Consider the following 11,583-nt stretch of genomic DNA (forward strand, 5'->3'; position numbering starts at 1 on the left):
GGGAGGCGCTGGCGGCGGCCGGGGCCCCCGAGCCACCGCTGCCCGACGCGGGCGACTGGTCGCCCGCCGCCGGGCACACGGCGGGGCTGCGGCTGGCCCGTACGCCGGGCGTGACGGCGGTGTTCGCGGCCAACGACGAGATGGCGATCGGGGCGCTGCGGGCGTTCTCCGAGGCGGGCCTGTCGGTGCCCGGCGACATCAGTGTCGTCGGCTTCGACGACATCCCGGCGGCCGCGTATCTGGCCCCGCCGCTCACCACCGTCCGGCAGGACTTCCAGGCCCTCGCCGACCGGGCGCTGGGCGTCCTGCTGGCCCGGATCGAGGGCCGGGCGCGCCCGGACGGCCTCGCGGACCTCCCCGTGCACCTGTCGGTACGTCAGTCGACCGCGCCACCCCCTTAGTCAAGGCAGCCAGTCAAGGCAGCACACCCCTCTGGAGCCGCAGATGAGAGGACCGTCCCCACACCTCACCCGACGCACACTCCTCGGCGGCGGGCTCGCGCTCGGCACCACCGCCTGCGCGGGCCACCGCGCCACCGCCGTCCGTACCTCCGGCCCCGTGAACCTCTCCCTCTGGACGCATGACGAGGGCTACGAAACGTTCTTCCGCACCGGGATACCCGGCGCCGACCGGCGCACCGACTTCCGCTACCGGCTGGACGTGACCCGGGCCGGCGCCGCCGACCTCGTCACCAAACTGCTCGCGCAGGCCGTGGCCGGGCGCGGGATCCCGGATCTGATGGGATTCGAGATCAACGGCTTCCCCCGGATGCTGCGCGGGGACATCGCCGAGCGGCTGCTGCGCGACCTGACCGGCGACATCGCCGCCGTGCCGGGCCTCAGGGCCGATCTGCTGCCCGCGCGCACCGCGCCGTACCGCCGGGACGGCCACCTCTACGCCCTCGACTCCGACACCCCGCTGGTCGTCCACTACTACCGCCACGACCTGTTCGCCCGGTACCGGCTGCCCGTCGACATCGAAACCTGGGAGGAGTTCGCCGAGGTGGGCGCCCTGGCCCACCGGCGCCATGGCATCGCGCTCAACGCGGTGGTGACGGGCAGCGACGTCAACCAGGTGGTGCAGTCCTTCCAGATGCTGCTGCACCAGCGCGGCGGCGCGCTGTTCGACGCGGAGCAGCGGCTGACCCTCGACTCGCCGGAGGCGGTGGAGGTGCTGGAGTTCCTGTGCCGGGGGCTGCGGGACGGCTTCGTCATCGACATCGGCGACTACTACGGCGGCGCCATGCAGGCCGCGCTCAAGCGGGGCACGGTGGCCGGGCTCGCCATGGCGAGCTGGTACAAGGTGTACGGGCTGATGGCAAACGTCCCCGAACAGTCCGGCAGATGGCGCATCCGGCCGCTCCCCCGCTTCTCCCGCGGCGGCCACGCCACCTCCACGGCGGGCGGCACCGGCTTCGGTGTGCTGCGCGGCACGGCGAACGAGCGGGCCGCCGTGGACTTCCTGCGCGCCACCTGGCTCACCCACGAGGGGCAGGTGCGCCGCTTCCGCCGCACCGGCTATCTGCCCACCCGGCGCTCGGTCTTCGAGGACCCCGCGCTGCTGCGCACCGAGGACGCGTACCTGGGCGGCCAGCGGCCGTTCGAGGTGTACACCGCGCTGCTGGCCGACGTTCCGCCCGTCCATATGAGCCCCGATCAGTCCATCCTCCACGACGTGCTCAGTGGCCATCTGCTGCGTGCCTACCGCGGCGACGCGTCCCCGCGGGAAGCGCTGCGCGAGGCGGCGGAGGACTTCCGCGACCAGGCCGGCCGGTAGACGGGAGCACCACATGGCGACGCCCTATCTGTTCATCGCTCCCTTCTATCTGCTGTACGTCCTCTTCATGCTGGTGCCCATCGGGGTGGCACTGTGGCTCAGCCTGTGCGAATGGGTCGGGCTCGGCGCGCCGCACTGGGTGGGCCTGCGCAACTATCACCATCTGCTGACCGATGGCAGCTTCCAGCGGGCGCTGGGCAACACCGGGGTCTACGTCCTGGTGAGCGTGGCGGTCATCGTGCCCGCCGCGCTGCTGATCGCCCAGGCCCTGAACGTCCGCGGGCTGCGGGCCCGCGATCTGTGGCGGACCGCCTACTTCGTGCCCATGGTGGTGTCGCCGATCGTGGTGGCCCTCGTCTTCGGGCTGATCTTCGACCGGCATTTCGGGCTGGCCAACGCGGTGTTGCGGGCCCTGTTCGGCACCGGCGGGGTGGACTGGCTGGGCGATCCGACGATGGCCCGGGTCAGCATCTGCCTGGTCATGGTGTGGCGCTGGACCGGGTATCTGACCATCTTCTTCCTGGCCGGACTCCAGAACGTGCCGCGCGAGCTGTACGAGTCGGCGTCGCTCGACGGCGCCGGGCGGCTGCGCACCTTCCGCGCCGTCACCCTGCCCGCGCTGCGGCCGGTCACCGCCTTCGTGCTGGTGACGTCGTTCATCGGGGCGGCCCAGATCTTCGACGAACCGTATCTGCTCACCGGCGGCGGACCGTCCGAGGCCACGCTGTCGGTGGCGCAGTTCGTCTACCGGGCCGCCTTCGAGCGGCAGCAGTTCGGGTACGCGGCGGCCGCGGGTGTCGTGCTGTTCGCGGTCGTCTTCACCGTGAGCCAGGTCTTCAACCGGCTGCTCGGCATCGGGAGGCCGGTGTGAACCCCATGAACCCGGGAGGACGACTCGGCCTGCTCGCCCGCCGGTGTCTGCTCTACGCGACGCTGGCCGCCCTGCTGGCCGCCTTCACCGCGCCGCTGGTGTGGGCGCTCAGCGGCTCGTTCAAGCCGCGCGGCGACATCTTCGGCTATCCGCCGCGGCTGCTGCCCGACCCGGCGACCTGGCACAACTACCGGACGCTGCTGAGCGATCAGCCCTTCGGGCGGTGGTTCCTGATGTCCACGGTGGTGGCGCTCACGGCCACCGTCGTGTCGGTGTTCGTGTGCGCGCTGGCGGGGTACGGCTTCGCCAAGTTCCGCTTCGCCGGGCGGCGGCTGCTGTTCGGGGTGATGTTCAGCTCGCTGTCGATCCCGTTCGCGGTGATCCTGGTGCCGCTGTTCGTCGTCCTCGTCAAAACGGGTCTGGGCAGCCCCTGGTTCGCGCTGATCGTGCCCTGGGTGGCGCCCGCGTTCGGGATCTTCATGATGCAGCAGTACATCGTGCAGGGCGTGCCCGACGAGGTGCTGGAGGCCGCCCGGATCGACGGCTGCGGGGAGTTCCGCATCTTCCTGCGCATCGTGCTGCCCCTGTTGCGGCCCTCGCTCGGCGCCCTCGGGGTCTGGACCTTCCTCCAGAGCTACAACAGCTTCCTGTGGCCGCTGGTGCTGGTCTCGGACAGCGAGCAGTACACCCTGCCGCTCGGTCTCCAGACCCTCTTCCGCGCCGAGAACCGCCAGTACGACCTGGTGCTGGCCGGGGCCGTGCTCGCGGTGCTGCCCGCCGTGGCGGTGTTTGTGCGCCTGCGCAGGCAGCTCTTGGAGGGGCTGTCCACCGGAGCCGTCAAAGGCTGACATCACATCGCCCAGTAATCCATACCGCCCAGCACGCGAGAGGAATGGGAGTGTCCATGCACCAGCTGCCCGGCCGGGTCCTCTTCGGCGCCGCCTACTACCACGAGTACCAGCCGTACGAACGGCTCAAGGAAGACCTCGACCTGATGGCCGCGGCCCGCTTCTCGGTGATCCGGGTCGGCGAATCCGTGTGGTCCACCTGGGAACCCGAGAACGGCCGCTTCCAACTGGACTGGCTGCGGCCGGTCCTGGACGGCGCCCAGGAGCGCGGCATCTCCGTCGTGTTGGGCACCCCGACGTACGCCGTACCACCGTGGCTGGCCCGGCAGTACCCGGAGATCGCGGGCGAGCGGCGGACCGGGCGGCGCACCCCGTGGGGCGCGCGGCAGGAGGCCGACTTCACCCATCCGGCCTTCCGCTTCCACGCGGAACGGGTCATCCGGAAGATCCTCGGCCACTATGCCTCGCACCCGGCCGTGATCGGCTTCCAGGTGGACAACGAGCCCGGTCTCGAACTCTTCCACAACCACGGCGTCTTCCAGCGCTTCGTGGACGACCTGCGGTCCCGGTACGGCGACGTGGAGACCCTCAACCGCGAGTGGGGGCTGGTCTACTGGTCGCACCGGCTCTCCACCTGGGCCGACCTGTGGACGCCGGACGGCAACGCCCAGCCCCAGTACGACTACGCGTGGCGGCGCTTCCAGGCCCGGCTGACCACGGAATTCATCGGCTGGCAGGCGGATCTGGTGCGGGAGTACGCGCGGCCGGAGCAGTTCGTCACCACCTGCATCGCCTACGACCGGCCCGCCGTGGAGGACGACCAGCTGACCCGGCGGCTGGACGTCACCGCGGGCAACCCGTACTACACCATGCAGGACGCGCTCGCCCTGCCCGACCGCTCCGCGGCCGACCAGAACTGGACCGCCACCGGCACCTGGGCCCTGTACCAGAGCGCCGACCGGATGTACTCCTCCCGGCAGGAACCGTTCCTGGTCACCGAGACCGACGCGCAGGCCATCGGCCACTCCTGGAACAACCGCCCCGCCTACGACGGCCAGTGGCGGCAGGCCGCGTGGGCCCTGATCTCACGCGGTGCCTCCATGATCGAGTACTGGCACTGGCACACGCTGCACTTCGGCGCCGAGACCTACTGGGGCGGTGTCCTGCCGCACAACGGCCGCCCCGGGCGCGTCTACGCCGAACTCGCCCGCCTCGGCGTGGAGTTGGAGGCGGCGGGGGATCTCGTGGCCTCGCTCACCCCGGACGCCGAGGCCGCCTTCGTCTACTCCTCCCGCAGCAAGTGGGCCCTGAGCGGACAGCCACCGCTCGCCACCCCCGACGGCGGGCCCGACCGGCGCTCGTACCACGGCATCCTCGACCCCTTCTACCGCGGCGCCTTCGACGCCGGGCTCCAGTCCCGCATCCTGCACGTGGGCCAGCTGGCGGACGAGCCGCCGGAGCGGATCGCCGGACGCTTCCCGCTGCTCGTCGTCCCCGCGCTGTACATCGCCGACGACGCCACGCTCGACCTGCTCACCGCGTACGCCGAGGCGGGCGGGCATCTGCTCCTCGGGCCGCGCACCGGCTACGCCGACCACGAGGCGCGGGCCCGGACGGACGTCCAGCCCGCCCGGCTCGCCGAGGCGGCGGGGGTGTCGTACGACGAGTTCAGCAACCTCGGGGGCGACGGGCTCGCCGTGCGCGGCACGGGGCCGCTCGACCTGCCGTCCGGGGCGCGTGCCACCCGGTGGGCGGACGGTCTGGTGGCCTCGGGGGCGAAGCCCCTCGCGGCGTACGGCCACCCCCACTTCGGCCGCTGGCCGGCCGCCACCACCCGCCGCCTGGGACACGGCCGGATCACCTGTGTGGGCACCGTGCCGGATCCGTCGTTCGCCGAGGCCCTGTTCCGCTGGGCGGCCCCGGAGACCGCGCCGGACACCCCCGGCTGGCGGCTCCCCCAGCCCGCCGTCACCTCGACGGGGGCGACGGCGCGGGACGGGCGCCGGGTGCGGTTCCTGCACAACTGGTCGTGGGAGGAGGTGACCGTCACGCTGCCCGCGGCGGTGCGGGACGCGGTGTCGGGGACGGAGTACGGGGCGGGCGACCGCCTCGCGCTGGGGGCGTGGGACGTACGGGTCCTGCGGGAGGTCTGACGCCGGGTGTCCCGGGGCCGGCGCGGTCGGCCCCGGGACACCGCGCGGGCTCAGGCGGCCAGCGCCGGGTGCAGGACCACCTTGGTGTAGCCCTCGACCCGCTTGTCGAACTTCTCGTACGCCTGCGGCGCCTGGTCCAGCGGCAGCTCGTGCGACACCACGAAGCTGGGCTTGGCGCGCCCGGCGATGATCAGGTCGCGCAGCTGGCGGTTGTACCGCTTGACGTTGCACTGGCCCGTGCCCATCCGCTGCCCCTTCTCGAACATCCGGCCGATCGAGAGCAGCAGCTGACCCCGCTTGGCGTGCTCGTCCGGGCCGCCCGGGTCGGACGGTACGTACAGGCCCGGCACACCGAGCATGCCGGTCGGCCGCACCGTGTCGACCAGCCCGTTGAGGACGGTCGAGGGCTCCTCGTGGCTGGCGTCGGGCGCCTGGGCCTGGTAGCCGACCGCGTCCACGCCCTTGTCCGTGCCCTCGCCGTCCGTACGGTCCTTGATCTGCTCCGCCGGGTCGCCCTGGGTGAAGTCGATGGGGATCGCCCCGATCTCCTCCGCCTTGGCCAGCCGCTCGGGCACCCGGTCGACCACGAACACCTGTGAGGCGCCGCGCAGCAGCGCGGAGTAGGCGGCCATCAGCCCGACCGGGCCCGCGCCGTACACCACGACGCTCTCGCCCGGGGCGACCTGGGCCAGCTCACAACCGTGGTAGCCGGTCGGGAAGATGTCGGCGAGCAGGATGAAATCGGTCTCGAGGTCGACCTCGGGCAGGGTCAGGCAGTTGAAGTCGGCGAACGGGACACGGAGGTGTTCGGCCTGCCCGCCGGTGTACGGGCCCATCGCCACGTAGCCGTAGGCGCCGCCCGCGAAGCCCGGGTTGACCGTCAGGCAGAATCCGGTGTTGCCCGCGAGGCAGTTCTTGCAGAACCCGCAGGCCACGTTGAACGGCATGACGACCCGGTCACCCTTGGTGAGCGCGGCGACACCGGGACCGACCTCCTCGATGACGCCGAGGTTCTCGTGTCCGAAGACGATGCCGGGCCGGGCCGCCGTGCGGCCCTCGTACATGTGCAGATCGGATCCGCAGATCGCACTGGACGTGACGCGCACGATCACGTCGTTCGGGTGCTGGATCCGCGGATCGTCGACGTCCTTCACCGTCACACTGAAGGGCTTCTCATAGACGACGGCCTTCACCTCGATCACCTCCGCGTCGGGTCGCTCCAGCGGTGGCAGGTGGCGGACACGCCGTCGTCCCCAGGGTGTCGCGACGCCACCACCGGGTACTTCCAGCGAACTCCGGTTCGGTGGCCGATGCAACTCCCCCGCCCCGCCCCTTCCCGCACCATCGGATACGCGGCTCCGCCGCCCGGCGGGGCTCTGCCCTCGGCCCCGGTCGGGGACGAGTCAGTCCACCGGGACCCAGTTCAGGGTGCGCTCCACGGCCTTCTTCCAGCCCGCGTAGGCCTCGGCGCGCTGCTCCTCGCTCCACTGGGGCTCCCAGCGCCGGGATTCGCTCCAGTGCGAGCGCAGCTCGTCGGTGTCCCGCCAGAAGCCGGTGGCCAGGCCCGCGGCGTAGGCGGCGCCCAGGGCGGTGGTCTCGGCGATGACGGGGCGGCTGACCGGGACGCCGAGGACATCGGCCTGGATCTGCATGCACAGCTCGTTGTCGGTGACACCGCCGTCCACGCGCAGGACGTCGAGGTGGATGCCCGCGTCGCGTTCCATGGCCTCCACCACGTCCCGGCTCTGGTAGCAGATGGCCTCCAGGGTGGCCCGGGCCAGATGGCCATTGGTGTTGTAGCGGGTGAGGCCGACGATGGCGCCGCGGGCGTCGGAGCGCCAGTACGGGGCGAAGAGGCCGGAGAAGGCGGGCACGAAGTAGATCCCGCCGTTGTCCTCGACCGTGCGGGCGAGGCGTTCGCTGCCCGGGGCGTCGTCGATGACCTTCATCTGGTCCCGCAGCCACTGGACGGCCGAGCCGGTGACGGCCATGGAGCCCTCCAGGGCGTACACGGCGGGGCTGTCGCCGAACTGGTACGCCACGGTGGTGAGCAGTCCGCTGGTCGAGCGGACCAGTTCGGAGCCGGTGTTCAGGAGCAGGAAGTTTCCGGTGCCGTAGGTGTTCTTGGCCTCGCCGGGGGCGAAGCACACCTGTCCGACGGTGGCCGCCTGCTGGTCGCCGAGGACCCCGGTGATGGGGGTGGCGGTGCGCAGCGGGCGGGAGGTGCGGGCCCGGCCGTACGCCTCGGGGTGGGAGGAGGGGTTGATCGCGGGGAGCATGGCGCGCGGGATGCCGAAGATGTCCAGCAGTTCGTCGTCCCAGTCGAGGGTCTCCAGGTTCATCAGCATGGTGCGGCTGGCGTTGGTGACATCGGTGGCGTGGATGCCGCCGGAGGGCCCGCCGGTGAGGTTCCACAGCACCCAGGCGTCGGTGTTCCCGAAGAGGGCGTGGCCCGCTTCGGCGGCCTCCCGGACCCCGTCGACGTTCTCCAGAATCCACTTGATCTTGCCGCCGGAGAAGTAGGTGGCGGGCGGCAGCCCCGCCTTGCGGCGGATGGTCTCGCCGTGGCCGTCGCGTTCGAGGGCGGAGGCGATGGTGTCGGTGCGGGTGTCCTGCCACACGATGGCGTTGTAGTACGGGCGGCCGTCGCGCGGATCCCAGATGACGGTGGTCTCGCGCTGGTTGGTGATGCCGATCGCGGCCAGGTCGGCGGGTGAGAGCCCGCCGGCGCGCAGGGCGTTCTGCATGACGGAGTTGGTGCGCTCCCAGATCTCCACCGGATCGTGCTCGACCCAGCCCGCGCGGGGCAGGAGCTGGTGGTGTTCGAGCTGGTACCTCGCCACCTCGCCGCCGTCGTGGTCGAAGATCATGAAGCGGCTGCTGGTGGTCCCCTGGTCCACGGCACCGACGAAGTCCGGCATGCCCGCTCCTTCAGCTCTCGGGGCCCTCGGGGGCCGGGGTGCGGCCCACCTCCCGCGGTCCGGCCGCCGGGAGGAACCGGCTGATCAGGACCTTGTAGAGGGCGGCGCCGACGAGGCCGCCGACCAGCGGGCCGACGATGGGCACCCAGAAGTAGAGGTTTCCGTACTGGTCCCGCCACGCGGTGTCGTAGCCGGTGATGAAGCTGGCGAGCCGGGGGCCGAAGTCACGGGCCGGGTTGATGGCGTAGCCCGCGTCGGCGCCCCACGCCATGCCGATCCCGACCACGATCAGGCCGATGATGAACGGCGCGAGGTTGGCCTGGGGCGGATCGTTCAGGAGGTCGGTGAGGGCGAAGATCAGCAGCACCAGGATCGCGGTGCCGATGATCTGGTCGCGCAGCGCACCCCACTCGCTGACCGGCAGCGACCCGTTGCCGGGGAGGGTGGAGAACACGAACTGGGTCTTGAAGGTGTGCTTGGGGTCGGCGCCCGCCAGCACCTCGGTGTAGTTCCAGCGCACCAGGAGGGCCGCGACGAACGCGCCGAGCGTCTGGGCCGTGACGTACGGCAGCACCTTGCGCCAGGGGAAACCCTTGAACGCCGCCAGGGAGAGGGTGACCGCCGGGTTGATGTGCGCGCCGCTGAGCCGCGCCGCCACGTACACGCCGAGGGTGACACCGAGCCCCCACGCCCAGGAGATGGAGTCGTGGTCGCCGAGCGCGCCGACCGGCTTGGTGAGCGCCCCGCCCGCCACCACCTGCGCCACCACACCGCAGCCGAAGAGGATGAGGATCATGGTGCCGGCGAACTCGGCGCAGAGTTCACCGAGCATGCCGCCACGCGTACCGGTGTCCTTCTCGTCCGCCATGGCCGCCCCTCTCCAGCGGTGCGCGAGCGGCGGTACCGATCGCGTTCCGCACCATCGTGTGCGCGCCCCCGCTCGGGTGGCCCGTCCTGCTGCTCCGTCCGGGTCACATCGGGCGGCGGCCGGGGCGGTCTGTACGGATCAGGGGGCGGGCCTGTACCAAGGTCCTTGCCACATCACCCCAGGCCCGGAGCGGGCCCAGCCCCCCAGCAGGAACAGGACCCACGGATGCTGACTACCGGAGCGACCACCAACTGGGCAGGCAACATCACCTTCGGCGCGGCCCGGCTGCACCGCCCGGCCACGCCCGGCGAACTGCGGCGGATCGTCGGCTCCGCCGACCGGGTCCGGGTGCTGGGCACCGGCCACTCCTTCAACCGCATCGCCGACACCGACGGCGATCTGGTGTCCCTGGAGCGGATGCCGCACCGGGTCGAGATCGCCCCCGACGGCTCGACGGCCACCATCGCCGCGGGCATGCGCTACGCCCAGGTGGCCGAGGAACTGCACACGGCGGGCTACGCCCTGGCGAACCTCGCCTCGCTGCCGCACATCACGGTCGCCGGAGCCTGCGCCACCGCCACCCATGGCTCCGGCAACGTGCAGCGCTGTCTGGCCGCGTCGGTGGCGGGCCTGGAGATCGTGGGCCCGGAGGGCGATGTGACCGAGCTGCGCCGGGACATCGGGACCGACCGGCTGTCCGGTGCCGTGGTCGGGCTCGGCGGGCTGGGCGTCGTCACTTCGATGACGCTGGACATCGAGCCCGCGTACGAGGTGGCGCAGTGGGTGTGGACCGGGCTGCCGCTGGACCGGCTGGGCGACAGCTTCGACGAGATCTTCGCCGCCGCGTACAGCGTCAGCGTCTTCACCGACTGGCAGTCGGACGAGGGCGTGGTGTGGCTGAAGTGCCGTACGGACCTGCCGGGCCCGCCCGAGCCGGGCCAGCCGTGGCTGGGCGCCCGCCCGGCCGACCGCCACCACCATCCGGTGCCCGCGATGCCGCCGCTGCACTGCACCGAACAGCTGGGTGCGCCCGGGCCGTGGCACGAGCGGCTGCCGCACTTCCGGCCGGACTTCACACCCAGCAACGGCGACGAGCTCCAGTCGGAACTGATCCTGCCGCGCACCGCGGCCACCGAGGCCTTCGCGGCGCTGCGGAGCCTCGGGGACCGGATCGCGCCGCTGGTCCAGGTCTCCGAGGTCCGCACGGTCGCGGCGGACGACCTGTGGCTGAGCCCCGCGTACGGCCGGGACAGTGTGGCGCTGCACTTCACCTGGGCGCCGGACCACGCCGCGGTCATCGAGGTGGTGGCCGCGATGGAAGAGCTGCTCCTGCCGCTGGGGGCGCGGCCGCACTGGGGCAAGCTCACGACGGTGCCCCCCGAGCGGATCGTCGCCTCGTACGAGCGGGCCGCCGACTTCGGGCGGCTGCTGGCCGACCACGACCCCGCGGGGAAGTTCCGCAACCCCTTCCTGGACGACTTCTTCCCGGCGGACTCCTGGCGGGCCGACCGCTAGGGGGCGTCTAGGCCGTTTCGTTCGGATCACCGGGCGGACCAGAGGAAGATGCCTGCGATGTGGAGTCCGGCCAGGTAGATCGTCGCGGTCTTCTCGTAACGGGTGGCGATGCCGCGCCACTGCTTGAGGCGGTTGATGCATCGCTCGACGGTGTTGCGCTGCTTGTAGGCCTCGCGGTTGAAGGCCGGTGGTCTGCCGCCTCGGCTGCCCCGTCGCAGCCGGTGGCCACGTTGGTCGGCCGGGACCGGGATCACTGCCCGGATGCCGCGCTTGCGCAAGTGGTCGCGGATGCCGCGGGATGAGTAGGCCTTGTCTGCCAGGACCATGTCCGGCCTGGTGCGCGGACGGCCACGCCGTCGGGGAACCCGGAGGCGGGCCATGACGTCGGGGAAGGCAGGTGCATCACCGGCCTGTCCGGCAGTGAGCACGAACGCGAGGGGCCGGCACCGGGCATCCGCTGCGAGGTGGGTCTTCGTGGTCAGTCCGCCGCGCGACCGGCCGATGGCGTGGTCGGGCGGCTCGCCGGCCGGGGCCCCTTTTTGCGGGCTCCGGCCGCGTGCTGGTGAGCCCGCACAATCGTGGAGTCCACCGAGACGGCCCAGGTCAGGTCCTCATCGGCGTCGGCCTGGGC

Annotated in this window: 9 protein-coding genes and 1 pseudogene; 6 read left to right on the top strand and 4 right to left on the bottom strand. The window is 71.8% G+C overall.

Annotation, left to right across the window (positions count from 1 at the left end; translation table 11 throughout):
• The 5 genes from EEJ42_RS39375 to EEJ42_RS39395 form a co-directional block, all read left to right on the top strand.
• On the top strand, positions 1 to 401 hold a 401-nt coding region (locus tag EEJ42_RS39375), incomplete at its 5' end, for a substrate-binding domain-containing protein (RefSeq protein WP_148082184.1).
• Positions 402 to 444: 43 nt separating this feature from the next.
• A complete protein-coding gene (locus EEJ42_RS39380; protein ID WP_123106957.1) occupies positions 445 to 1,776 on the top strand; it encodes an ABC transporter substrate-binding protein in 1,332 nt (443 codons plus the stop codon).
• 13 nt (positions 1,777 to 1,789) lie between these two features.
• Positions 1,790 to 2,647, top strand: coding sequence for a carbohydrate ABC transporter permease (locus EEJ42_RS39385; RefSeq protein ID WP_123106958.1), 858 nt, complete (start codon positions 1,790 to 1,792; stop codon positions 2,645 to 2,647).
• A 5-nt stretch (positions 2,648 to 2,652) separates the two neighbouring features.
• On the top strand, positions 2,653 to 3,495 hold the full coding sequence (locus EEJ42_RS39390; RefSeq protein WP_123106962.1) for a carbohydrate ABC transporter permease: 843 nt from the start codon (positions 2,653 to 2,655) through the stop codon (positions 3,493 to 3,495).
• A 56-nt stretch (positions 3,496 to 3,551) separates the two neighbouring features.
• Positions 3,552 to 5,648 carry a beta-galactosidase gene (locus EEJ42_RS39395; protein WP_123106963.1) on the top strand — a complete coding sequence of 699 codons (2,097 nt, stop codon included), beginning with the start codon at positions 3,552 to 3,554 and terminating at the stop codon, positions 5,646 to 5,648.
• A 50-nt stretch (positions 5,649 to 5,698) separates the two neighbouring features.
• On the opposite strand, the gene EEJ42_RS39400 is transcribed toward EEJ42_RS39395, so the two are convergent.
• The 3 genes from EEJ42_RS39400 to EEJ42_RS39410 form a co-directional block, all read right to left on the bottom strand.
• Entirely contained in the window at positions 5,699 to 6,841 is a 1,143-nt protein-coding gene (locus EEJ42_RS39400) for a glutathione-independent formaldehyde dehydrogenase (protein WP_123106964.1), read from the bottom strand.
• Positions 6,842 to 7,051: 210 nt separating this feature from the next.
• A complete protein-coding gene (glpK, locus tag EEJ42_RS39405; RefSeq protein ID WP_123106959.1) occupies positions 7,052 to 8,569 on the bottom strand; it encodes a glycerol kinase GlpK in 1,518 nt (505 codons plus the stop codon).
• A 10-nt stretch (positions 8,570 to 8,579) separates the two neighbouring features.
• Positions 8,580 to 9,437 (bottom strand): MIP/aquaporin family protein, encoded by an 858-nt coding sequence (locus EEJ42_RS39410; RefSeq protein ID WP_123106960.1) that lies wholly within the window; start codon positions 9,435 to 9,437, stop codon positions 8,580 to 8,582.
• Positions 9,438 to 9,662: 225 nt separating this feature from the next.
• Here EEJ42_RS39410 and EEJ42_RS39415 point away from each other — a divergent pair, with 225 nt between their 5' ends.
• Positions 9,663 to 10,952, top strand: coding sequence for an FAD-binding protein (locus EEJ42_RS39415; protein ID WP_123106961.1), 1,290 nt, complete (start codon positions 9,663 to 9,665; stop codon positions 10,950 to 10,952).
• 26 nt (positions 10,953 to 10,978) lie between these two features.
• On the opposite strand, the pseudogene EEJ42_RS39420 reads toward EEJ42_RS39415, so the two are convergent.
• A pseudogene (locus EEJ42_RS39420) lies at positions 10,979 to 11,583 on the bottom strand (IS5 family transposase); the annotation flags it as partial.

Origin of the sequence: Streptomyces botrytidirepellens, from assembly GCF_003721215.1 — a bacterium.
Taxonomy (GTDB): Bacteria; Actinomycetota; Actinomycetes; order Streptomycetales; family Streptomycetaceae; genus Streptomyces; species Streptomyces himastatinicus.